This is a genomic window from Arthrobacter koreensis (assembly GCF_035792275.1).
In the GTDB taxonomy this organism is placed as follows: domain Bacteria; phylum Actinomycetota; class Actinomycetes; order Actinomycetales; family Micrococcaceae; genus Arthrobacter_B; species Arthrobacter_B koreensis_A.
Genome location: NZ_JAMWKK010000003.1, coordinates 265,360 through 288,129, shown reverse-complemented (window position 1 = coordinate 288,129; position 22,770 = coordinate 265,360). Strand labels below are relative to the sequence as shown.

The window sequence follows — 22,770 nt, the reverse complement described above, 5'->3', positions numbered from 1 at the left end:
AGCTTTCCCCGATGTTCCGTGCCGCAGTTGTGCCGGGCTTGCGCGGTAGGCTGGCCGGGTGGATCCGAACCTCCTTCCGTCCCTGTCCGAACTCCAGGAAAACGCCCATGTAGTCAGCCTGCCGATGCGGGTGAAGTTCCGCGGGATACTCCACCGCGAAGCGCTGGTCTTCCGGGGACCGGCCGGCTGGGGCGAGTTCTCGCCCTTCCCCGAATACGGGGACAGTGAAGCGGCAGCCTGGCTGGCAGCGGGCATCGAGGCGGCGTGGCAGGGGTACCCGGAACCGGTGCGCGGCTCGGTCCCGGTCAACGGCACGGTTCCCGCGGTGGGCGTGGAACAGGTTGAAGGGGTCCTGGCCCGATTCGGCGACGTACCTGCAGTGAAGGTCAAGGTGGCAGAACGCGGACAGAGCGTCGCCGAGGACCTCGCCCGCGTGGCCGAGGTGCGCCGGCTGCTGCCGGACGCGGGGATCCGCGTCGACGCGAACGGCGGCTGGGACGTTGCCACCGCCGTCGGCGCCCTGGAAGCGCTGGCCGAAGCCGGCCTCGAATATGCCGAACAGCCCGTTCCGGACATTCCGGGACTCCGTGCGGTCCGCACGGAACTGGCACGCCGCGGGATTCCGGTGCTGGTGGCCGCGGACGAAAGCGTCCGCAAGGAAACCGATCCGCTGCTCGTGGCCCGCGAGGACGCCGCAGACCTGATCGTGGTCAAGGCTGCGCCGCTGGGCGGGGTGCGCCGCGCCCTGGAGGTGGTGGCAGCAGCCGGGCTTCCCGCCGTCGTCAGTTCCGCGCTGGACACATCAGTGGGCATCCGCACCGGGGTCGCGCTGGCCGCCTCCCTGCCTGTACTGCCCTACGCCTGCGGGCTGGGCACGCTGTCGCTGATGGAGGGAGACGTGACCGCTGAACCGCTGGTGCCCGACGGCGGTGCCCTGGCCGTGCGCGACGTACCGGTCTCCGCGGAGCTGCTGGAGCGGCACGCGGCTGCCCCGGACCGGAAACAGTGGTGGCTGGAACGGCTGGCCCGCGTGCATACGCAGTTGCGCACCCGGCAGGGATGACCAGCCGGCGCTTTCCCGCCCGGGCAGTGGTTGGGTCATGCAGGGGCCGTTACCGGGCACGGCGGCACCGCCCGGGAACGCTGAACCCTAGGATGGAGAAGTGACCGGATCCTCCTTATCGTCCAGCCAGTCCTCCAGCTCCGTGCCCTCCAGGCCCGCGGAGGGCAACGCACTCAGCTCCCTGCAGGCGGCGCGGTCAGCTATCGCAGCGCTGGTCCGCACCGGGGTGCGGGACGTGGTGCTCGCGCCCGGGTCCCGCAGCGCACCGCTGGCCTACGCCCTCGCCGAGGCCCAGACACAGGGGCAGGTCCAGGTCCATGTCCGTATTGACGAGCGGGTTGCCGGCTTCACAGCGCTGGGACTGGCCCGCGGTGGGGCGCGCCCGGCTGCGGTGGTGACGACGTCGGGCACCGCCGTGGGCGAACTGGTCCCGGCGGTTATGGAAGCCCACCATGCAGGCGTTCCGCTGGTAGTGCTCTCTGCTGACCGCCCGACGGAACTGCACGGAACCGGGGCCAACCAGACCACGGTGCAGGACGGGATTTTTGGCCGCTTCCCCGCAGCTGCCGCAGACGTGGAAGCCGGAATGGACCCTGCAGGTCCGATCGCGGCTGCCTTCGCGAAAATGGACGGGCGGGCACCCGTGGGTCCGGTGCACATCAACCTGCAGTTCCGTGATCCGCTCGTTCCCACCCAGGCAGACGCGCTCGGGTCCGCGGAGGACAGCTTCGAAGGGCTTCCGGCCGCCGCGCCGGAGGAAACCCCCGGATCGCTGGCCGAGCTGGGCGGAACGCGGCGCACGGTGGTGATTGCCGGCGACGGCGCGGGGGAGACCGCCGCGATCTTCGCCCGGCGGGCCGGACTCCCGCTCCTGGCCGAGCCCTCCTCCAACGCCCGATTTGGCCCGAACTCAATCACCGCGTACCGCCTGCTCCTGGCAGACCTGGGACCGCAGATTGAACGCGTAGTCGTCTTCGGCAGGCCCACGCTCTCCCGCCCGGTTGCCGCCCTGCTGGCCCGCCCGGACGTGGAGAAGGCGCTGTACGTTCCCCGGCCGGTGAACTGGTTCACCCGGGGAAAGCGGCCCGAAACCATCGTCACCGATCTGGCTTCCCTCCTTGCCTTCGCGGGGCGGGGAACGCCCGGCTGGCTCGAATCCTGGCAGCGGGCCTCGGCGGCCGCCGCGGCCGCCATCAAGGACCTGCTGGCGGCTGAGGCAGGTCTGAGCGGCCTGCACGTTGCCGGGCTGGTGTGGGATAACTCTGACGCCAACCTGGTGCTGGGTTCCTCCAACGCGATCCGCGACGTCGACCTGGTGGCTGCCGGGAACTGGCATCCGCTGGATGTCTACGCGAACCGCGGACTGGCCGGCATCGACGGAACCATCTCCACGGCGTCGGGCATTGCCCTGGCCCACGGTATCCCCACCCGCCTGCTGCTCGGTGACCTCACCTTCCTGCACGACGCCGGCGGCCTCCTCCTTGGCGACGGCGAGGCGGAGCCGGACCTCCAGCTCGTAGTGCTGAACGACGCCGGCGGCGGCATCTTTACCACCCTTGAGCACGGCGAGCTGGGGGAACAGGAGGAGTACCGGGACGTCGTCGAACGCTTCTTCGGCACCCCGCACCGGGCTGACCTTGCGGCCCTCGCGGCGGGTTACGGAGTGCGGCACCAGAGCGCGGAGACGGCCCGGGACCTGGAGGCCGCACTGCAGGCACCGGTGAAAGGCCGGTCCGTCATCGAAGTGAAGGTGGAGCGCTCCGGCCTGCGTGCACTGCACCGCCGGGTGCGGGCAGCGGTGCACAACGCCGTAGGTTGATCGGCGCAACGCCGTCGGCTAGCTCCGCAACGGATGCAAAATACGGCTGAGGCCTGCACCGGGAAGGTGCAGGCCTCAGCCGTATGGGCTCGAAACTAGAGAACCTTGGAAAGGAACGAACGGGTCCGCTCGTGCTGCGGGCTGCCCAGCACAGCCTCCGGGGCGCCCTGTTCGACGACGACGCCCCCGTCCATGAACACCACGCGGTCTCCGACCTCGCGGGCGAAGCCCATCTCATGGGTCACCACCATCATGGTCATGCCTTCCTGGGCCAGCTGGCGCATGACCTCCAGGACGTCGCCAACCAGTTCGGGGTCCAGCGCGGAGGTCGGCTCATCGAAGAGCATCATGTCCGGGTCCATGGACAGGGCGCGGGCGATTGCCACACGCTGCTGCTGGCCGCCGGAGAGCTGGGAGGGGAACGCCTTGGCACGGTCCGCCAGGCCCACCTTCGCCAGGTTCTTCATGGCGGTTTCCTCAGCCTCGGCCTTGCCGCGCTTCTTGGCCCGGCGCTGGGCCAGGGTCAGGTTCTGCAGCACGTTCAGGTGCGGGAAGAGGTTGAACTGCTGGAAGACCATGCCGATCCGGGTGCGCACGGCGTCGAGGTCCGTCTCCGGGTCCGTGATGTCCGTGCCTTCCACCAGGATGGTCCCGGATGTCGGTTCCTCGAGCCGGTTCACGCAGCGGAGCAGGGTTGACTTGCCGGAGCCGGACGGCCCGATCACGCAGACTACTTCGCCCTGGTTGACGTGGAAGTCGATTCCCTTGAGGACCTCGTTGTCGCCGAAGGACTTGTGCAGGTTCTGGACCTGGATGGCGGGAGTGTTCCCGGTGCGGTTTGCTGCAGCTGTGCTCACGCTGGGTTACCGGCCTCTCTGGTTGTGGCGTTCGAGTTTGGCGACCAGCTGTGTCAGCGGCAGGGTGATGATCAGGTACATGACCGCGGCCAGCACCAGCGGGGTGGCGTTGGCGGACTGGGAGACGGAGTCCCGCGCGAAGGTGGTCAGTTCCCTGTCCTGCAGTGCCATGCCGGCGATGAACAGCAGCGAGGTGTCCTTGATCAGGATAACCAGCTCGTTGGTCAGCGGCGGGGTGATGATGCGGAACGCCTGGGGAAGGGTCACCGAGACCATGGTCCAGGCCGGACCCATGCCCAGCGAACGGGCAGCTTCGGTCTGACCGGCCGGAACAGCCTGGATGCCGGCGCGGATCGTTTCGGCAATGTAGGCGCCGGAAACCATGATCAGGGCGATCAGGCCTGCGCCGGCGCTGCCGCCGGGCGGACGCCAGGAGAACGCGATCGGCACGGCGAAGGCAATGGCAAAGATAACCAGCAGGGCCGGGAGGCCGCGGAAGATTTCGATGTAGATCGTCGCAGCCCAGCGGTAGGGGCCCACGGGTGACAGCTTCATCAGCGCCAGGACCAGGCCGAGGATCAGGCCTCCGATGAACGCGATGATGGTGTAGACGACGGTGTTCTTAACGGCCACCGTGATGATGTCCGGGAACGCCCTGCGGGCCACTTCGGGGTCGAAGAAGTTGACTCCGATTGCCTTCCAGTCCGCGAGCAGGACTACGGCGAGGACGGCCAGGACGAAGACGGCATACAGGATGCCCCGGGTGAGGCGTCTGCGGGTGGACGGTTTCAAGAGGGAGAGCCTTCCGCGGAAGTGAGGTTCCGTCCCGGGCGGTGTCTCCCGCCCGGGACGGCAATCGGTCAGTCAGATGCTATTCGGTGAAGTACTTGTCGTAGATCTCCTGGTACTTGCCGTTGTCGCGCAGCTCGGCGAGCTGTTCGTTGACGGCGGAGACCAGCTCGTCGCTGGCGTTCTTGGCCATGGCGAAGCCGTAGGACTCATCGGTCTCGAACTTCTGCGCGATGGTGAAAGCACCGTCCTGGGTGTGGCCCAGGTTCACCGGGAGGTCCTGCAGCACGGCGTCGACCCGTCCGGCCTGCAGGGCGGGGAACAGCTCGGCGTCCGAGGGGAAGGAGCTGATCTCGGCTTCGGGAGCGTTGTCCCGCGCGTAGGCTTCACCGGTGGTGCCCTGCTGGACGCCGAGGTTCTTTCCGGCCAGGTCCTCGATGCTGGTGATGTCCGAGCCTTCGGGCACCAGGATGGACTGGAGCGAGTCGTAGTACGGGTCGGAGAACGTGAGGTTCTTCTTCCGGTCTTCGGTGATGGTCATGGCGCTGGCAACGAGGTCGCACTGGCCGGCGGCCAGGACGGTGCCGCTCTGCAGGCCGTCGAAGCCCGCGTCCTGGATAGCGAGTTCAAGATCCATGCCGGTGGCGATTTCCTTCACCAGGTCCATGTCGAACCCGGTGTACTCGCCGTCTTCGCCTTCGAATTCAAACGGGGCGTAAGGAATGTCTGAGCATACGGTGAGCGTGCCCTCGGAGACCAGGTTCATCCCCGAGTCTGATGCGGAATCACTTCCGCCGCCGCAGGCGGAGAGCGCCAGCGCGGACAGGGCCACAGCGGCCAGGACGGAAGATCGAGCTTTGTACGGCATGGATTGGTACCTTCTCTTGGTGCTGGGCAGGACCGCAGACGGCCCCGAACGTTTGATGGCGAGCAGTCTTGATTGTACGCATCCATCCCGTTAGGGGTGCCGAAGCTCACAGCGGCAGGGCGTGCCCTGTACAGCAGACGGCGCAGGCCCTGGGATCAAGGCCCGCGCCGTCGCGCAGCAGCAGCTGGGTTATTCGGTGAAGTACGTGTCGTAGATTTCCTGGTAGCGGCCGCTCTCGCGCAGCTCAGCCAGCTTCTCGTTGACCGCGGAGACCAGCTCCTCGCTTCCGTCCTTCTTCATGGCGAAGCCGTAGACCTCGTCCGTCTCGTAGGTCGCGGAGATGGTGAAGGCGCCGCCGTCGGTGTGGTCCAGGTTGACCGGCAGGTCCTGGAGGACAGCGTCAATGGCGCCGGCCTGGAGTGCGGGGAACAGCTCGGCGTCGGTCTGGAAGGAAACGACCTCGGCGTCGCCTGCGTTCTCCCGGGCGTAGGACTCGCCGGTGGTGCCCTGCTGCACGCCGATCTTCTTCCCGGACAGGTCCTCCAGCGACTTCACTGAGGAGTCCGCCGGAACCAGCAGCGACTGGAGTGAGTCGTAGTACGGCTCTGAGAATGTCATTTTTGCTTCACGTTCGGGCGTGACTGACATGGCAGCGGCAATCACGTCGCACTGGCCGGCGGCCAGCACGGTGCCGCTCTGCAGGCCGTCAAAGCTCACGTTCTGCATTTCCCAGTCCAGGTCCATGCCCGCGGCGATTTCGCGGGTCAGGTCCATGTCGAAACCGGTGTATTCCCCGTTGTCATCCACGTACTCGAAGGGCTGGAACGGAACGTTGGAGCAGACAGTCAGCGTGCCGTCATTGACCAGTCCCAGTCCGGAGTCCTCAGCAGAATCGGACCCCGAGCTGCAGGCTGCGAGGCTGAGGGCACCGGCTGCCAGGACAGCGGCGACGGCTTTGCGTGCTTTGTGGTGCATGGGTTTTAGAACCTTAGGTCGGAACGGAGCGCCAGGCTCCGGTTGGGGGCAGGAAAAAGGCGGCAGACAGCCGCTCTCCGGGAATAAATTGTACGCGCCGCTCAGGAAGGCTGGCCGGAGAGCACCCGTGCCCGGTCCAGTCCCAGGGCTTCAAGCATGGGACGGAACTTGGACCAGGTCTCCTCCAGTTCTGCGGCCGGATTGGAGCCCGAGACGATCCCGCAGCCTGCATAAAGGCGGACAGCCTGCGGGTCTTCGATCACGGCTCCGCGCAGCGCGATGCCCCATTCCCCGTTGCCGGCGGCGTCGAACCAGCCCACGGGGCCGGCATACGGGCCGCGGTCCATGTGTTCAAGTTCACTGATCAGTTCCCCGGCAACACTGGTGGGGTAACCGCAGACCGCTGCTGTCGGATGAAGCGCTTCGACCAGGTCCAGGGAAGTGGGCACGGCCCCGTCTTCCATCCGGAGTTCGGCGGTCACGTCCGAGGCGAGGTGCCAGACGTTGGGCAGCTCCAGCACAAAGGGCTCGCTGTGCGACGTCATGGAGGAAGTGAACGGCTCCAGCTGGCGGGTCACGGAATCTATGGCGATCGCATGTTCGTGCTGCTGTTTCTGCGACCCGGCCAGGACGCGCTTGGCGTAGTCCGGATCATCCAGCGGTGCGGTGGCGCGGTCCAGCGTGCCGGCGAGCACACGGGCGCGGGCCTTGCCGTCCTCCACCTTGATCAGCATCTCCGGGGTGGACCCGATGAGTCCGTCCACCGAATAGGTCCAGCAGCTTTCATAGCGCAGCGCCAGTTCCCGCAGCACCTGGGCGGTGGCTATGGGGGCGGACAGGCTGGCCACGATGTCCCGGGCCAGGACGATCTTGCTCAGTTCCCCGGCGGCAATGTGCGCCACGGACCGGGCGACGGCGTTCTTCCACTCGGATTCGGAAAGCATCCCGGGGAGGATGGTGTCGCCGCCGAGGGACAGCGAATCCGAGGAAATTTCCTCCAGGTACCCGGCCAGGGCGGCGACCACTGATTCGCGGTCCAGTACCGCATCAGGATCGGTTGTGGTCTGCGTGATCCAGGCCGTGCCGTTGCGGGAACCAACAATGATTTCGGGTACTACTACGCGGGAAAGGAAAGGGGAGCGCTTGGAGAACGCGAAGGAGCCAAAAGCGGTGAGGCCGGTCCCGGGTACCTGGACCTCGTCCTCGACGGCGGCGTCCGCGCGGACTGCGTTCCACCAGGTGCGGGCGGAGCTGAAGCGGTCCGGGCCGGTGGAAGTGTGGCGCAGGACCTCGCCGAATCCCACGAGGCCTTCGCCGTGGCGGATCCAGCACAGCTGGTCATTGCGGACCAGATACTCCAGCAGCCCGATGGCGGCCGACGGCACGCCCAGGGGAACAGTTAGGGAACGCAGGGTGGTCATAATGCCTCCAACCCTACTCCGCCTCCCTGATAGCCCCACATCCATGCGCCCGGGCAGAGTCCGGGAACACACGGGTCTGTGGCCAAATGCAAACCGGCAGGAGCCGGTTCGGCGGCGTGAATATTGTTTGAGACAATGAGCGGGTGAAGCGCGCAACTTTGGAAAAACGCCCCGATGAAGTCGCTGCCATGTTCGATGAGGTGGCCCCCAAGTACGACATCGTCAACGATGTGCTGTCCATGGGCCAGACCCGCCGCTGGCGCCGCCTGGTGGTGGACGCCGTAGGAGCCCGCCCGGGATCCCGCGTGCTGGACCTCGCAGCCGGTACCGGCACCTCCAGCGAGCCCTATGCCGACGCCGGCGTTTCCGTTGTGGCCTGCGACTTTTCCCTTGGAATGCTCAAGGTGGGCAAGCGCCGTCGCCCGGACATCGACTTCGTGGCCGGCGATGCGACCAACCTGCCCTTCGAAGACAACTCCTTCGACGCCACCACCATTTCCTTCGGCCTGCGCAACGTGAACGAGCCGAAGAAGGCCCTTGCCGAAATGCTCCGTGTCACCAAGCCGGGCGGCAAGCTGGTGATCGCCGAGTTTTCCTCTCCGGTGGTTCCGCTGTGGCGCACCATGTACACGGAGTACCTGATGCGTGCCCTGCCGCCGATCGCGCGCAAGGTGGCATCCAACCCGGACGCCTACGTCTACCTCGCGGAATCCATCCGTGCCTGGCCGAACCAGGATGAGCTCGCAGCCTGGATCGCCGCCGAGGGCTGGGACGACGTCGCGTACCGTAACCTTTCGGGCGGAATCGTTGCCATCCACCGTGCGGTTAAGCCTGCTCATCCTGCGGAGGCCGCCGGAGCGTGAGCGTCCTCATTGTCGGCGCCGGCCCGGCCGGCTCCACTGCCGCCTACTACCTGGCCTCGGCCGGGATCGACGTGACGGTCCTGGAGAAGACGGCCTTCCCGCGTGAAAAAGTCTGCGGTGACGGACTGACTCCGCGTGCCGTCCGGGAAATCCAGCTACTCGGCCTGCCGCACAAGGAAGCCGACGGCTGGCGCCGCAACAAGGGCCTGCGCCTGATCGCTTCCGGGCGCACCATTGAACTGCCCTGGCCGGACCTGGATGACTTTCCCGGCTACGGGCTGGTCCGCACCCGCCTGGGTTTTGACGAAGAACTTGCGCAGCATGCCCGCGCAGCAGGCGCACGGATCCTTGAACGCCACAGTGTCACCGAAGCCATCCGGGACGACTCCGGCCGGGTCAGCGGCGTCGTCGCCAATATCCTGGATGAAAAGGGCCGGAAGACGGGCGAAACACGCAGCTTCACCGCCGACGTCGTGCTGGCAGCGGACGGGAACTCCACCCGCACCGCGCTGAGCCTGGGTCTTGAGAAGCGCGACGACCGCCCGCTGGGCGTTGCCGTCCGCACCTACTTCACCTCTCCTCGCACCGACGACGACTGGATGGAAGGCTGGCTGGAACTGCCCGACGCCGCGGGCAACCCGCTGCCGGGTTACGGCTGGGTCTTCGGGGTCGGCGACGGAACCTCCAATGTGGGCCTGGGCATCCTGAACTCTTCGAAGGAATTCGGCCGCCTGGACTACCGGCAGGTCCTGCGTGACTGGACCGCCGGCATGCCCGAAGAGTGGGGTTTCACCCCGGAGAACCAGGTGGGGGAGATCCGCGGTGCAGCGCTGCCCATGGGCTTCAACCGGACCCCGCACTACTCTCCCGGGCTCCTGCTGCTCGGTGACGCCGGCGGCATGGTCAGCCCGTTCAACGGTGAGGGCATTTCCTACGCCATGGAGTCCGCACGCTTCGCGGCGGATTACATTGTTTCCGCCGAACAGGCCCGGCGGACCCCGGGCATGCTCTCGCCGCAGGCAGCGTACGACGCCGCGCTGGCGGGTTACGCAGAGCGGGTCCGGTCCGAATGGGGAAGCCATTTCACCCTCGGACGCGTGTTCGCCGGCCTGATCGGCAAACCCGCCGTGATGAAGCTGGCGCTCCGCACCGGCATGCCGATCCCCGTGCTGATGCGTTTTGTGGTGCGGATGCTGGCCAACCTCACGGACGGTTCTCCGCGCCGGATCGAGGATAGAGTGATTGCGTTGCTGGAAATGCTGGTTCCTGCCGCCTCCAACCAGGACGGCGCGTCCCGGCCCGTACGGGGCGCGGGCAGCAATGCCAGAGTTTGACCCCTGCCAACCCGTCCCCACGAGAAGTTAGCCTTGAACAGTGACTGAATCCACCAATGCCAGCCCGGATGCCCTCGGGGACGCCGAGATGGCGCTGCCTCCCGGGTTCACCCCCCTCGCGGAAGACCCCGTTCTGGGCCCTGCCATCGTGTCCGGCCTGGAAAAGGTCGAGGAAGAACTGCGCGAGGCGATCGCCAACTCCGACCCGTTCGCGGACGCGACCTCACGGCACCTGATGGAAGCCGGCGGCAAGCGCGTCCGCCCGCTGCTGGTGCTGCTGGCCTCCCACCTCGGACCCAACCCGGGCAACGAGCAGGTGCGCATGGCAGCAGTCGTGGTTGAACTGACGCACCTTGCCACGCTCTATCACGACGACGTGATGGACTCCGCGCCCGTGCGCCGGGGTGCACCCACGGCACATGAAGTCTGGGGCAACTCCGTTGCCGTGCTCACCGGCGACCTGATCTTCGCCCGGGCATCCTCGCTGGTCTCGCTCCTGGGCGCCGAAGCCCTCGGCATCCAGGCCCGCACCTTCGAACGGCTGGTCATGGGCCAGCTGCACGAAACCATGGGTCCGGCTGACGGCGAAGATCCCCTGGCGCACTACCTCTCCGTTATTGCCGGGAAGACCGGCTCCCTGATCGCGGCGTCGGGACAGCTCGGAGCCCTGTTCGGCGGAGCCGACAAACAGACCGTCGAGATCATGGTCGAGTACGGCGAGAAGGTGGGCGTTGCCTTCCAGCTCGCCGACGACGTGATTGACGTGGCGGGCCTGCAGGACAAGTCCGGCAAGACTCCGGGAACGGACCTGCGCGAAGGCGTGCCCACCCTGCCGGTGCTGCTGCTGCGCCGAAACGCTGCCGCCGGAGATGCAGAAGCCGCCGCCGTGCTGGAACTCGTGGACTCCGACCTGACCTCGGATGAAGCGCTGGCGGCCGCCGTCGCGGCCGTCCGGGGCAACCGTGCCACTGCCGAAGCCTGGGAAGTTGCCCGCCAGTGGGCCGCCGACGCCGTCGCCGCCCTGGCACCGATGCCGGACTCAGTGGTCAAGTCATCCCTGGCTGCCTTCGCCGAAGCCGTCGTGGAGCGCGAAGCGTAGAAGTCCTTAAACAAATGACGGCTGTCCGGTACGCACCGGACAGCCGTCATTTGTTTAACATCTAGTCTTCGTCGTCCTCGAAGACCCACTCGAACATGTCGAAGACGTACTCGCTGAACGTTCCCTCTTCGCTCTGCCATTCGCCGCGGGCGTTGTTGCGGCGCCATACGATCGGGTCCGGGACATCGAGCTGGTCGGCGCGGAAACCCCAGGTGAACTTCTCGTCCTCATCCTCCAGGAACAGCAGGAACCCGTCCTCGAGCTCAAGCTCGTCGGGATCCCAGAAGAAGTGGTAAGCCTCCATGAGGTCTTCACAGTTGCCCAGTGAGAGGTAGAACTCACGCAGGACCAGCGGGATGGAAAAGTCGTGCTCGCCGAGCATCTCGTCGAGTTCATCAGCGGTCAGCCCGTCGTCGGGGCGCCAGCTGTCCTCCAAGTACTTCGGGACCAGGGCACGGAACTTTTCGAGGAACATTTCACTCATTTGCAGGGCTCCAACGTTGCAGGCGGACGTACTTCTATCCTAGCCGCGGGGAAGGCCGGTCCCTGACGGGCACTGGACGCAGCGGGACGCAGCAGGCTCAGGCGGTGCGGCGGGCCAGTCCCGGGTAGTCCAGGACAACGCCGTCGGAATCCACGGTGATTTCCGCTGTGAAGCCGCCGGAGTCGGAAGAGTAGAGGACGATCGCATTTCCGCGTTCACCGCGGTAGGGGGAGACCTGGGAGTACACCTGTTCACTGGCCAGGACCCGCAGGCTGGGCATCTCCACCCAGGCCATGGTCAGCCTGGTTTCATCCGGAGGCGCGGCGTTGTTGAGCAGGTCCAGGCGCAGGATGGGCATGGTGTTTGTCAGCGGGCACAGGCCGAGGTCGCAGTCCTGGGCGTTGTCCAGGGAACGGGGATCCTCTATGCCGGGAGCGGGAAGGTCCACCGTCCCGCTGGTGCTCACGTGGGAATCCCAGCGTCCGTCGACTGACCGGGTCAGCTCCAGCGAACGGGACCAGCCCTCACCGGTGACCGTTACTTCCAGCCGGCGGGTCACCCAGCCGGGAGACGTGGACAGGGACCATGTTGCGCAGTAGTCATCGCAGGTTGAGGTGCCGCTGGCAGCCAGCTCGCTTTCGCGAAAGGATACGACCGCGGAATCCCGGCGTCCGGGGTCGTCAACGCCCGCCCAGTGAAGGGTCCTGGCGGGCTGAGCTGGCAAGTCCATCCCTACAGCGTAAAGTCCGGTACAAACCGGCACAAAACCGCACTGCCCGCCGCCATGGGCCGGAAGGCAGGCCGGCTGCCTACGCGGTGAGGCGGCGCACGTTCAGGGCCAGGTAGAGGTGCACCCGGTCTGCGGTCACCGCAGGGTCATATCCGGAGAGGTCCGCAATCTGCGTGAGCCGGTAGCGCACGGTGTTCCGGTGCAGTCCCAGGGCCTGGGCAACCTTCGCCACGGAGCCGTTCACGGCCAGGTACTTCTCCAGCGTCGGCACCAGCTCGGCGTCGTGCGCCTGGTCGAAGGCCAGCAGCGGATCCAGCGCTTCCGCAGCCAGGTCAGCCAGTGGAACGTCCCGGCTGGCCATGAGCAGGGACGCCAGGCTCAGCCGGTCCGGCTCATTCACAGCGGCTCCGCGCAGGAGGCCTTCCTTGGCCTCGTAGTAGCCCCAGCGCAGGCCTGCCGGCTCCGCGTAGGCGCCGCCCACGCCGACCTTCGCCTGGACACCGGCCTCCTGCAGGTAGCGGCCCAGCTCCGCAGCCAGCGCAGCGGGATCCCCGTCCGGTATCCACACCGCCAGCCGTTCCTCGCAGGTGGCGCTTACCGCGTCCTGGAACACCGGCGGAAGCGGCAGCGACGCAAGCAGCTTCGCCTGCGCAGCGGCGGCTTCCACCAGCAGCGTCAGCTGGCGGCGTTCGGTGCTGACGCCGGAGGCCCGCAGCCGGTGGACAGCGTCCTGGCCGGTGAGTTTCCCGGCCACAATGTCATCAAGCAGCTGGCCGTTGACCGCGCGTTCGCGGACCCGCCGCCTTGCCTGGTTGTTCAGCTCCACGCTGATCAGGCTCTGCGCGTAGGCAATCAGGTCCGGATGGCCGAACGGCTCCGCGACAGAGAGGGTGCAGCGGTCCCGCATGCCGGTGGCAATGGGTACGCGGTGCCAGACGGTCTGCTCCGGAATGCCGTTGGGCGGGGCCGTGGAGAAGACTTCGGTCCCGTACTGGTGGAGCGCGACTTCAGTGCCCAGGATTCCTGCCAGGTCCTTCAGCAGCCCGGTGAGACCGCGGCCGGAAAGCAGCGCCTTGGCCAGGACCTGATGTCCGGAAAGCAGTTCCTGGAGCTGTTCGACGTGGTCTGCGGACAGGGCATCCGCCACCAGCTTGCCCACGGCGATAAACGGGGTGCGGTACGGAACTTCGAAAACCGGGAGGCCTAGGCGGTTGGCCTCCTCCAGCAGGGGGCCGGGGACCCTCTCCAGGCTGAGCCCGGTGCCAAAACCAATCGCCAGTGCACCCGCGCGGTGCACGCTCTCCACGAACCGGCGCTGCACCGCGCCGGTCCGCTGGCGCATGCCGGTGGTCAGCACCACCTCTCCGCCGCTCAGGAAGGGGGAGGGGTCCTCCAGTTCGGTGACAGCGACCCACTGCACCGGTACGGGGGCAATAGCGGCGCTGCCCCGGATGGCCAGGTCCAGGTCCTCGGCGGAGAGCAGATCAGTGAGCGAGATAGGCACGGAACAACTATATGGGGAATCGTTTGGGCGCTTGCACCGCAATCAGTACATGTCATTGTGCGGGTGTCTGTGCCCTCCAGGGGCCGCGGCGCGTAAATTTGGATCACTGCGGCCCAGTGCAACCATCACTTTTCGCATTTCCGATCCCCCGTCGAAAGAGGCAACAATCCATGAGCACCTCAGCTACCGCCCCGGCCTTCCGGCTGGAACAGAAGCGGAACATCACCGGCTCCTTCCCGGGCCCGAAGTCCGCCGCCCTCAATGAGCGCCGCGCCGCTGTGGTAGCCAAGGGCGTCGCCTCCAGCGTCCCCGTTTATGTCCAGGACGCCGACGGCGGCATCATCGTTGACGTTGACGGCAACTCCTTCATTGACCTGGGCTCGGGCATCGCCGTGACCAGCGTCGGTGCATCCGATCCCGCCGTCGTCGCAGCTGCCCAGGAGCAGGTTGCCCACTTCACCCACACCTGCTTCATGGTGACCCCGTACGAGGGTTACGTTGCCGTGGCGGAAAAGCTTGCCGAGGTGACCCCGGGAACGCACGAGAAGCGCACGGTGCTCTTCAACTCCGGCGCCGAAGCTGTTGAGAACGCCATCAAGATTGCCCGTTCGGCTACCGGACGCCAGGCCGTCGTCGCCTTCGACCACGCCTACCACGGCCGTACCAACCTGACCATGGGCCTGACCGCCAAGGCCATGCCGTACAAGACCGGCTTCGGTCCGTTCGCCTCCGAGATCTACCGGATGCCGATGAGCTACCCGTACCGCGAAGAGAACCCGGAAATCACCGGCGCCGAAGCCGCTGACCGCGCCATCCTCGCCATCGAAAAGCAGATCGGTGCCGACCAGCTGGCTGCCCTGCTGATCGAACCGATCCAGGGTGAAGGCGGCTTCATTGTTCCGGCTGAAGGCTTCCTGCCCCGGCTGGCCGAGTGGGCCAGGGAAAACGGCATCGTCTTCATTGCGGACGAGGTCCAGTCCGGCTTCTGCCGCACCGGCGAGTGGTTCGCCGTCGAGCACGAGGGCGTTATTCCGGACATCATGACCATGGCCAAGGGGATCGCCGGCGGCATGCCGCTCTCCGCCGTCACCGGCCGTGCCGACCTGCTCGACGCCGTCCACCCGGGCGGCCTGGGCGGCACCTACGGCGGCAACCCGGTGGCCTGTGCCTCCGCCCTGGCTGCCATTGACACGATGGAGACCCAGGACCTGGCCGGGCGTGCGCGCCGGATCGAGGAAATCACCGTTCCGCGCATGCGCAAGGTCGCCGAAGAGACCGGCGTGATCGGCGAGGTCCGCGGCCGCGGCGCCATGCTGGCCCTCGAGCTGGTCAAGCCCGGCACCAAGACCCCCGATGCTGCTGCCGCCAAGGAAATTGCGGCTGCCTGCCTGGCCGAGGGCGTCATCATCCTGACCTGCGGCACTTACGGCAACGTCATCCGCCTGCTCCCGCCGCTGGTCATCAGCGAGGAACTGCTGTCCGACGGCCTTGACGTGCTGGAAGCAGCCATCCGCGCCCAGGCCTAAGCCGGCCGCGTAACGCCGGGGATTTGTTCCCCTCGGGAAAGGGCGGCACCCGGGAAACCCGGGTGCCGCCCTTTTTCTCTGCCGTCTGCGGTTGCCGCGGGTCAGCTGCCGGAGAACGCCGAAAAGCCGCGGATCAGTGCGTCGAGGCCGGACTCGAAGGCCTGCTCGGCAGCCTTCCCGCTTTCCCGGCCCGGTGCTGCCGCGACGGCTGCGGTGAACAGGGGGCTTTCTGCGGCCAGCGAACCGGTGTCGAAAATGTCCTCGGGGGCCACGGCGTCGAACGCTGACCCGAAGATGAAGGACTCCAGCGCCACGATTGCGGGAATGATCCTCGCCTGGTCCCAGCCCGCCCGCAGGAATCCCTGCGTGACAGCCTCGTACATGGCCAGTGTCCGCGGCGCCCCCGACACCTGGAGGACGGCGATGACGGCGATGAGGGGAGTATGGCGGGCAAATACGTCGCGGTAGGAGCGCGCCCAGGTCCGCACCGCGTCTTCCCAGGGCAGGTCGGTGAAGCAGGTGGTGTCCACCTCTGCCATCAGATCGTCCTGGATCCAGCGGAGGACTTCGGCCTTGGAGGAGGCATGGTTGTAGAGGGCCGACGGCGCCACCTGCAGCTTGGCGGCCAGCGAAGACATGGTGAAGCCTTCGTAGCCGCGGGCGGTGATGACCTCAAGGGCTGCTGAGGTGATGTTCTCCTGCGTCAGGACACGCTGGGACGGGCGGCCTGCGCTGCGCCGCGTGCGTGTTCCGGCCATCCGGTACCTCCAAGGTCTGCGGCACCCGGAGTGCCCCCAAAATTAATATTCGCACAGACTCTCCCCGGGACGCCGGGGGTCGGCTAGAGTGTCGGTACAAAATGAACGCTGTTCATTTACAAGGATTCATGCACATGGATTCAAAGACAGCGTTCGGTTTGAGCGGCCGGAGGTCGGCCGCTGGAGAGAGGAACTAAAGTGCGAACCCTGGAACGGAACGTCGTAATCATCGGTGCAGGCCCATCCGGCCTTACCGCGGCGCGGAAACTCAAAGCTGCCGGCCTGAGCGTGGCAGTGCTCGAAGCACGGGACCGCGTGGGCGGACGCACCTGGTCTGACACGATCGACGGCGCCTTCCTGGAAATCGGCGGCCAGTGGATCTCCCCGGACCAGGAAGCATTGAGCGAACTCGTCGAAGAGCTCGGCCTCGAAACCTTCGCCCGCTACCGCGAGGGCGAATCCGTGTACATCGGCGCTGACCACCGCGCGGTGCGCTACACCGGGGACATGTTCCCGGTGGCGGAATCCACCGCGCAGGAAATGGAACGCCTGATTGCGCTCCTCGACGAGCTCACCGCCAAGACCGATCCGGCAGCACCGTGGACCCACCCCGATGCCCGGGCACTGGACACGATTTCCTTCTCCGCCTGGCTGCGCGAGCAGTCATCGGATGAAGAAGCCTGCAACAACATCGGCCTGTTCGTGGCCGGCGGCATGCTCACCAAGCCGGCGCACTCCTTCTCCACCCTGCAGGCGCTGCTGATGGCGTCCTCCGCCGGGTCCTTCTCCAACCTCGTGGATGAGAACTTCATCCTCGACCGCCGCGTTGCCGGCGGCATGCAGCAGGTCTCCGAGCGCATGGCCGCCGACCTGGGCGACGACGTCGTGCTGGGCGCCCCGGTGCGCACCCTGCGGTGGAACGCGGAAGGCCCTTCCGTCACGGCAGAAGCCGACGGCGTCACGGTCCACGCGCAGTACGCCGTCATGGCCGTGCCGCCGAACCTCTACTCGCGGGTCTCCTTCGACCCGCCGCTGCCGCGCCGCCAGCACCAGATGCACCAGCACGTTTCCCTGGGCCTGGTCATCAAGGTCCACGCCGTGTACTCTAAGCCGTTCTGGCGCGACGCCGGCCTCTCCGGCACCTGCTTCGGTGCGCATGAGCTGGTCCAGGAGGTCTACGACAACACGAACCACGAAGACTCCCGCGGCACCCTGGTGGGCTTCGTCTCCGATGAGAAGGCCGATGCGATGTTCGAGCTCAGTGCTGAAGAGCGCAAGCAGGCCATCCTGGAATCCATTGCCGGGTACCTCGGCGACGAGGCGCTGACTCCCGAGGTCTACTACGAATCCGACTGGGGTTCGGAAGAGTGGACCCGCGGCGCGTACGCCGCCAGCTACGACCTCGGCGGCCTGCACCGCTACGGACCGGACCAGCTGGCGCCGGTGGGCCCCATCTACTGGTCCTGCTCCGACCTGGCAGCCGAGGGCTACCAGCACGTCGACGGCGCCGTCCGCATGGGTGCCAAGACCGCCGAGCGCATCATCGCGCAGTTCAAGGGCTGATTCCCGGTGCGCTACGTAGTCGGCTATACGGCCACCGAGCGGGGCCGGGATGCGCTCTTCCTGGCCTGCACCCTTGCCCGCACCCAGGGAGCGTCCCTGGACCTGGTGATCGTGGATCCGGAGGAGTCGCCCTACACGGCGGTGTATCCGCCGGAGCGGACATATTCGTCGCTGCTGGCCCGCCAGCTTCGGGACTGGCTGGAAGAGGCACTGGCGCTGGTTCCCGCGGGCATTGAGGCCAGGGGACATATCCGGACGGCCGACTCGGACGCGCGCGGACTGATAGAAGCCGCAGAGGAATTCGGTGCGGGACTGATCGTGGTCGGTGCCGGGAGCAACGGGCTGTTCAAGCGCTTCACCGTGGGCAGCGTGGCGAATGCCCTGCTGCACGCCGCCAGCGTGCCCGTCGCCCTGGCACCGCGCGGCTACAGCCGGACGGATCCGCTCACCCGCATCACCTGCGCGGTGGGGGAGCGGCGCGGCGCCGAGGATGTCCTGGAAGTGGCCTGCGCCTCGGCCGCCCGCCGCGGCCTGCCCCTGCGGCTGCTCTCCCTGCTGGCGCTGGACGCCCCCGGGGACGCGGCGGTTGAAGAGGCCCGGCTGCATATTGCGGACCGGGTCCAGCGTGCCCAGTCCCTGACCGGCGGCAAATGCGAGGTAACCGGTGTGGTGGCCCAGGGCCGGACCATCGAAAACGCCGTGGATGACCTTGCATTCGACGACGGCGAGATCCTCATCATCGGCTCCAGCCGGCTGGCCCGGAGCAACCAGCTCTTCCTGGGCACCACCGCTTCCAAGGTCCTGCGCAGCCTGCCGGTTCCCATGGTGGTCGTGCCCCGGAACTACACGCCTGCCCCGCAGCGCGAGACGTCAGGAGATCCGCAGTGAGCAACCGCACCAGCACCAAAAACGCTCCCGGCGGCAGCGGACTGAGCAGCAAGGGACTGAAAGGCGGGCAGGTAGGCCTGATCGGCGCCGTCGTGATTGGCATTTCCTGCATCGCGCCGGCGTACACCCTGACCTCCGGCCTCGGCCCCACGGTATCGGAAGTAGGCGTGCAGCTGCCGGCGATCTTCCTGGTCGGCTTTATCCCCATGATCCTGGTGGCCCTGGGCTACCGGGAACTGAACAACGCCATGCCGGACTCGGGAACGTCCTTTACCTGGGCCACCCGCGCCTTCGGACCCTGGGTTGGCTGGATGGGAGGCTGGGGGCTGATCGCCGCGACGATCATTGTGCTCTCCAACCTCGCAGCGGTGGCGGTGGACTTCTTCTACCTCATGCTTGCGCAGGTCACCGGCAATGATTCACTGGCGGACCTGACCCTGAACCTGCCGCTGAACATCGCCACCACGCTGGTGTTCGTGGCGATCGCCTGCTGGATTTCCTACCGCGGCGTGGAAACCACCAAGACCGTCCAGTACGTGCTGGTGGCCTTCCAGCTGATCGTGCTGACCTGGTTCTCGATCGCAGCCTTCGCGCACGTGGCCGGGGGAACAGCCTTCGACGCTACGCAGATCAGCTGGGACTGGTTCAACCCGTTCGCCGTGGAGTCCTTCTCTGCCTTTGCAGCCGGTGTTTCCCTCTCGATCTTCGTCTACTGGGGCTGGGACGTCACCCTGACCATGAACGAGGAAACCCGGGACCCGGATAAGACGCCCGGCCGCGCCGCGACGGCAACCGTCTTTGTGATCGTGCTCATCTACATGATGATCGCGCTGGCCGTGATCTCCTACGCGGGCGTCGGCGACGGCGAACTTGGTGCCGGCAACCCGGAGAACCAGGAGAGCATCTTCGCGGTCCTGGCAACGCCGGTGATGGGACCGTTCGCGATCCTGATGTCACTGTCCATCCTGTCCAGCTCCGCAGCCTCGCTGCAGTCCACGTTCGTCTCACCGGCACGCACACTGCTGGCGATGGGACACTACCGTGCCCTGCCGAAGCGGTTCGGCCGGATCAGCCCGGCCTACAAGTCCCCGGGCTACGCCACGGTCGCTGCCGCCATTGCGGCGTCCGCCTTCTACGTGGTTACGCGGCTGCTTTCGGAAAACGCCCTGTGGGACACCATCACGGCCCTCGGCCTGATGATCTGCTTCTACTACGGCATTACCGCACTGGCCTGCGTCTGGTACTTCCGCCGCGATGCCTTCGAGAGCGTGCGGTCCTTCCTGCTGAAGTTCCTGGCGCCGGCACTGGGCGGAATCATCCTGTTCATCATGTTCATCAAGACGGCCTTCGACTCCATGGACCCCGACTACGGTTCCGGATCCTCGGTGGGCGGCGTCGGCCTGGTGTTTGTGCTGGGCATGGGCGTGATCGTGCTCGGCGCGGTGCTGATGCTGATCATGTACCGGATCAATCCCGGATTCTTCCGCGGCGAAACGCTGCGGACCGGGAACTCGCGGTCAGCTGCCGAAGCCGAGCGCTCCGGGGTCCTGTAACCACAGATCCAAACGCGGCCCTGGCCTTTCCTTCGCGGAACGGCCGGGGCCGCAGTGCTTAGACGGCGGCCGCAGCCCGGCGGATGCGTGCCCGCCGCGGCGAACCCAGCATGTCGATGCTGAGCATCAGCAGGGCCAGCCAGACCAGGCCGAATCCGGCCCAGCGTTCGGCGGGCATCGCCTCCTTGAAGACCAGCAGGGCCAGCGTGAACTGCAGGATCGGGGCCAGGTACTGCAGCAGGCCAACGGTGCTCAGCGGCAGCCGCCGCGCCGCTGCGCCGAAGAACACCAGCGGAACCGCGGTGGCAACACCGGAGGCTGCCAGCAGCCAGAAATGGGCCGGGCCCTCGGTCAGCAGGGTTCCGGAACCGGTGACGGCGAGGATCACCAGCACGACGGCGGCAATGGGCGTGAGCACGGCGGTCTCAATGGTCAGGCTGGAGACGGCGTCCACCTTCCCGCCGACGTTCTTCTTCACCAGCCCGTACAGGCCAAAGCTGAACGCCAGTGCCAGCGCAACCCACGGCACGGTTCCGTAGCCGAAGGCCAGCACCAGCACTGCTATGAACCCCACGGCCATCGCTGCCCACTGGAGCGGCCGCAGGCGTTCCTTCAGGACCAGGACACCCAGCAGCACGGAGATAAGCGGGTTGATGAAGTAGCCAAGCGCTGCTTCCACGGCATGCCCGTTCAGAACCGCCCAGGCGAACACCAGCCAGTTCACCGCAATCAGCAGGGCGGCTGCGGTGAGGGTGGCAACTGCTTTGCGGTCCCGCATGGCAGTGACGGCTCGCCGCCAGGAACGCATGACCGTCAGCAGGGCCGCGCAGAACACGAGCGAAAACACCACGCGGGCTGCGACGATCTCCAGCGGCCCGGCCGGTTCCAGCAGCAGGAAGTAAAGCGGCAGGACACCCCAGATCCCATAGGCACCGATGCCAAACAGGAGCCCGGACCCGCTTGGCTTCTCGTCCGTACCGGAAGGGGGAGGCGAAGCGGCGCGGGAGGTGGTTCCGGCGGAAACCGGGGCGGCGGAAGGCGCCGTTGCTCCGGACGCCTGCGCGCCGGAGGAATTCTGATTGGCCATAAGCGTTGCAACCGGCTACGCCGTGGGCGTATTCCCGCGCGTGGAAGCCCATCCGTTTAGACGAGGCGGAAGCGGCCAATTAGAATATAAAAACGTGCGCCATTTGCGTGCCACGACTCCCAAGTAGAAGGACTCTAAGTGTCTAACTCAGCTCCGGACAGCTCGCAGCGTCCCATGCGAGTCGCAATTATCGGTGCTGGTCCGGCCGGCGTTTACGCCGCAGACATCCTGACCAAAGCGGACCGCGACTTCGAAGTCAGCATTGATCTCTTTGATCAGTACCCGGCACCCTACGGCTTGATCCGCTACGGCGTGGCCCCGGACCATCCGCGTATCAAGGGAATTGTCAACGCACTCGAGAAGGTGCTGGACCGCGGTGACATCCGCTTCCTGGGCAACGTGAACTACGGCCGCGACCTCACCCTGAAGGACTTCCGGCACTTCTACGACGCGATCATCTTTGCGACCGGCGCCCTGAAGGATGCCCCGCTGCAGATCCCCGGCGTCGACCTCGAAGGCTCCTTCGGCGGCGCGGACTTCGTCTCCTGGTACGACGGCAACCCGGACGTTCCGCGTGACTGGCCGCTGGACGCCAGGGAAATCGCCGTCATCGGCAACGGAAACGTGGCCCTCGACGTCGCGCGCATCCTGTCCAAGCACGCCGATGACCTGCTGACCACTGAAATCCCCTCCAACGTCTACGAGGGGCTGAAGAAGTCTCCCGTCACGGACGTGCACGTCTTTGGCCGGCGCGGTCCGGCCCAGGTGAAGTTCACTCCGCTGGAACTGCGCGAACTCTCGCATTCACGCGACGTGGACATTGTGCTGTACCCGGAGGACTTCGAATTCGACGAAGCGTCGGACGAACAGATCCGCACCAACAACCAGACCAAGACCATGGTCAATACCCTGACCAACTGGCTGGTCGAGGAACAGGACACCGGAGCCTCGCGGCGTCTGCACCTGCATTTCCTGCATTCCCCGGTGGAGATCCACGATGATCCCGCGACGCCCGGCAAGGTTGCCGGCATCAAGATGGAGCGCACCGAGCTGGACGGCACCGGCAATGCCCGGGGCACCGGAGAGATCATCGACTACCCGGTGCAGGCCGTGTACCGGGCCGTGGGCTACTTCGGATCCGAATTGCCGGAGGTCGGCTACGACTCCAGCCGCGGCGTCATCCCCAACGAGGGCGGCCGGGTAGTGGACACCAGCGGCGCACCCGTACCGGGCATCTACACCACCGGATGGATCAAGCGCGGCCCGGTTGGCCTGATCGGCCACACCAAGGGCGATGCACTGGAGACCATCGGCTACCTCCTTGAGGACCGCCGGACCCTGCCCGCCGCTGAAGAGCCGGAGCCGGAGGCAATCATCCGCCTGCTCGAGGAGCGCGGCGTCGAGTACACCACCTGGGAAGGCTGGAAGCGGCTCGATGCCCACGAGAAGTCGCTCGGCGCCGGTTATGTCCACGGCGATCCCGGAATCGGCGACCTGGTCCGCGAACGCGTGAAGGTTGTTGACCGCGAAGAGATGACGCGCATTTCCCGTGAAGGCAGCAACTAGGGCCTGAACACCCCCGCCGAAGC

Annotated in this window: 20 protein-coding genes; 10 read left to right on the top strand and 10 right to left on the bottom strand. The window is 66.5% G+C overall.

Annotation, left to right across the window (positions count from 1 at the left end; translation table 11 throughout):
* The first annotated feature begins 58 nt into the window (after window positions 1–58).
* Window positions 59–1,063, top strand: a complete 1,005-nt coding sequence (locus tag NGB94_RS04890) for an o-succinylbenzoate synthase (RefSeq protein WP_325789440.1) — start codon at window positions 59–61, stop codon at window positions 1,061–1,063.
* Window positions 1,064–1,163: 100 nt separating this feature from the next.
* Complete coding sequence (gene menD / locus NGB94_RS04885) at window positions 1,164–2,882, top strand: 2-succinyl-5-enolpyruvyl-6-hydroxy-3-cyclohexene-1-carboxylic-acid synthase (RefSeq protein WP_418910605.1); 1,719 nt, start codon at window positions 1,164–1,166, stop codon at window positions 2,880–2,882.
* Window positions 2,883–2,977: 95 nt separating this feature from the next.
* Here the strand turns inward: menD and NGB94_RS04880 are convergent, their stop codons facing one another.
* The 5 genes from NGB94_RS04880 to NGB94_RS04860 form a co-directional block, all read right to left on the bottom strand.
* On the bottom strand, window positions 2,978–3,739 hold the full coding sequence (locus tag NGB94_RS04880) for an amino acid ABC transporter ATP-binding protein (protein ID WP_325789438.1): 762 nt from the start codon (window positions 3,737–3,739) through the stop codon (window positions 2,978–2,980).
* A 6-nt stretch (window positions 3,740–3,745) separates the two neighbouring features.
* Window positions 3,746–4,531, bottom strand: a complete 786-nt coding sequence (locus NGB94_RS04875) for an amino acid ABC transporter permease (RefSeq protein WP_325789437.1) — start codon at window positions 4,529–4,531, stop codon at window positions 3,746–3,748.
* A 79-nt stretch (window positions 4,532–4,610) separates the two neighbouring features.
* Complete coding sequence (locus tag NGB94_RS04870) at window positions 4,611–5,396, bottom strand: basic amino acid ABC transporter substrate-binding protein (RefSeq protein WP_325789436.1); 786 nt, start codon at window positions 5,394–5,396, stop codon at window positions 4,611–4,613.
* A 189-nt stretch (window positions 5,397–5,585) separates the two neighbouring features.
* Complete coding sequence (locus tag NGB94_RS04865) at window positions 5,586–6,371, bottom strand: basic amino acid ABC transporter substrate-binding protein (RefSeq protein WP_325789435.1); 786 nt, start codon at window positions 6,369–6,371, stop codon at window positions 5,586–5,588.
* Between the two features lie 101 nt (window positions 6,372–6,472).
* Window positions 6,473–7,795 (bottom strand): isochorismate synthase, encoded by a 1,323-nt coding sequence (locus NGB94_RS04860; RefSeq protein ID WP_325789463.1) that lies wholly within the window; start codon window positions 7,793–7,795, stop codon window positions 6,473–6,475.
* A 140-nt stretch (window positions 7,796–7,935) separates the two neighbouring features.
* On the opposite strand from NGB94_RS04860, the gene NGB94_RS04855 reads away from it, so the two are divergent.
* The 3 genes from NGB94_RS04855 (at window position 7,936) to NGB94_RS04845 (ending at window position 11,088) form a co-directional block, all read left to right on the top strand.
* On the top strand, window positions 7,936–8,655 hold the full coding sequence (locus NGB94_RS04855; protein WP_325789434.1) for a demethylmenaquinone methyltransferase: 720 nt from the start codon (window positions 7,936–7,938) through the stop codon (window positions 8,653–8,655).
* The gene (locus NGB94_RS04850; RefSeq protein ID WP_325789433.1) at window positions 8,652–9,989 is read left to right on the top strand and encodes a geranylgeranyl reductase family protein; all 1,338 of its coding nucleotides are present in this window, start codon (window positions 8,652–8,654) and stop codon (window positions 9,987–9,989) included. The genes NGB94_RS04855 and NGB94_RS04850 overlap by 4 nt, the downstream gene beginning before the upstream one ends.
* 88 nt (window positions 9,990–10,077) lie before the next feature.
* Window positions 10,078–11,088: a polyprenyl synthetase family protein gene (locus NGB94_RS04845; RefSeq protein ID WP_325789462.1), complete on the top strand. Its 1,011-nt coding sequence runs from the start codon at window positions 10,078–10,080 to the stop codon at window positions 11,086–11,088.
* Window positions 11,089–11,149: 61 nt separating this feature from the next.
* On the opposite strand, the gene NGB94_RS04840 is transcribed toward NGB94_RS04845, so the two are convergent.
* The 3 genes from NGB94_RS04840 to NGB94_RS04830 form a co-directional block, all read right to left on the bottom strand.
* Window positions 11,150–11,572: a hypothetical protein gene (locus NGB94_RS04840; protein ID WP_325789431.1), complete on the bottom strand. Its 423-nt coding sequence runs from the start codon at window positions 11,570–11,572 to the stop codon at window positions 11,150–11,152.
* 97 nt (window positions 11,573–11,669) lie between these two features.
* Entirely contained in the window at window positions 11,670–12,302 is a 633-nt protein-coding gene (locus tag NGB94_RS04835; RefSeq protein WP_325789429.1) for a putative glycolipid-binding domain-containing protein, read from the bottom strand.
* 79 nt (window positions 12,303–12,381) lie between these two features.
* Window positions 12,382–13,806, bottom strand: a complete 1,425-nt coding sequence (locus NGB94_RS04830; protein WP_325789427.1) for a PucR family transcriptional regulator — start codon at window positions 13,804–13,806, stop codon at window positions 12,382–12,384.
* A 170-nt stretch (window positions 13,807–13,976) separates the two neighbouring features.
* On the opposite strand from NGB94_RS04830, the gene gabT reads away from it, so the two are divergent.
* Complete coding sequence (gene gabT / locus NGB94_RS04825; protein WP_325789425.1) at window positions 13,977–15,332, top strand: 4-aminobutyrate--2-oxoglutarate transaminase; 1,356 nt, start codon at window positions 13,977–13,979, stop codon at window positions 15,330–15,332.
* Between the two features lie 101 nt (window positions 15,333–15,433).
* Here the strand turns inward: gabT and NGB94_RS04820 are convergent, their stop codons facing one another.
* Window positions 15,434–16,090, bottom strand: coding sequence for a TetR/AcrR family transcriptional regulator (locus tag NGB94_RS04820; protein WP_325789424.1), 657 nt, complete (start codon window positions 16,088–16,090; stop codon window positions 15,434–15,436).
* Between the two features lie 198 nt (window positions 16,091–16,288).
* On the opposite strand from NGB94_RS04820, the gene NGB94_RS04815 reads away from it, so the two are divergent.
* Genes NGB94_RS04815 through NGB94_RS04805 form a run of 3 tightly spaced genes read left to right on the top strand, consistent with a single transcriptional unit; the run spans window position 16,289 to window position 20,094 of the window.
* Window positions 16,289–17,653, top strand: a complete 1,365-nt coding sequence (locus tag NGB94_RS04815) for an NAD(P)/FAD-dependent oxidoreductase (RefSeq protein ID WP_325789423.1) — start codon at window positions 16,289–16,291, stop codon at window positions 17,651–17,653.
* A gap of 6 nt (window positions 17,654–17,659) precedes the next feature.
* On the top strand, window positions 17,660–18,541 hold the full coding sequence (locus NGB94_RS04810) for a universal stress protein (protein ID WP_325789422.1): 882 nt from the start codon (window positions 17,660–17,662) through the stop codon (window positions 18,539–18,541).
* The gene (locus NGB94_RS04805; protein WP_325789421.1) at window positions 18,538–20,094 is read left to right on the top strand and encodes an APC family permease; all 1,557 of its coding nucleotides are present in this window, start codon (window positions 18,538–18,540) and stop codon (window positions 20,092–20,094) included. Before NGB94_RS04810 ends, NGB94_RS04805 begins: the two co-directional genes overlap by 4 nt.
* Window positions 20,095–20,152: 58 nt before the next feature.
* Here the strand turns inward: NGB94_RS04805 and rarD are convergent, their stop codons facing one another.
* The gene (gene rarD / locus NGB94_RS04800; RefSeq protein WP_325789420.1) at window positions 20,153–21,181 is read right to left on the bottom strand and encodes an EamA family transporter RarD; all 1,029 of its coding nucleotides are present in this window, start codon (window positions 21,179–21,181) and stop codon (window positions 20,153–20,155) included.
* A 138-nt stretch (window positions 21,182–21,319) separates the two neighbouring features.
* On the opposite strand from rarD, the gene NGB94_RS04795 reads away from it, so the two are divergent.
* The gene (locus tag NGB94_RS04795) at window positions 21,320–22,747 is read left to right on the top strand and encodes an FAD-dependent oxidoreductase (RefSeq protein ID WP_325789419.1); all 1,428 of its coding nucleotides are present in this window, start codon (window positions 21,320–21,322) and stop codon (window positions 22,745–22,747) included.
* The last annotated feature ends 23 nt before the right edge of the window (window positions 22,748–22,770 follow it).

Excerpts from the sequence above, each read along its gene's own strand:
- NGB94_RS04865 (WP_325789435.1), bottom strand. The coding sequence starts at position 6,371 with ATGCACCACAAAGCACGCAAAGCCGTCGCCGCTGTCCTGGCAGCCGGT.
- rarD (WP_325789420.1), bottom strand. The coding sequence starts at position 21,181 with ATGGCCAATCAGAATTCCTCCGGCGCGCAGGCGTCCGGAGCAACGGCG.
- NGB94_RS04835 (WP_325789429.1), bottom strand. The coding sequence starts at position 12,302 with ATGGACTTGCCAGCTCAGCCCGCCAGGACCCTTCACTGGGCGGGCGTT.
- NGB94_RS04820 (WP_325789424.1), bottom strand. The coding sequence starts at position 16,090 with ATGGCCGGAACACGCACGCGGCGCAGCGCAGGCCGCCCGTCCCAGCGT.
- NGB94_RS04840 (WP_325789431.1), bottom strand. The coding sequence starts at position 11,572 with ATGAGTGAAATGTTCCTCGAAAAGTTCCGTGCCCTGGTCCCGAAGTAC.
- NGB94_RS04870 (WP_325789436.1), bottom strand. The coding sequence starts at position 5,396 with ATGCCGTACAAAGCTCGATCTTCCGTCCTGGCCGCTGTGGCCCTGTCC.
- NGB94_RS04845 (WP_325789462.1), top strand. The coding sequence starts at position 10,078 with ATGGCGCTGCCTCCCGGGTTCACCCCCCTCGCGGAAGACCCCGTTCTG.
- gabT (WP_325789425.1), top strand. The coding sequence starts at position 13,977 with ATGAGCACCTCAGCTACCGCCCCGGCCTTCCGGCTGGAACAGAAGCGG.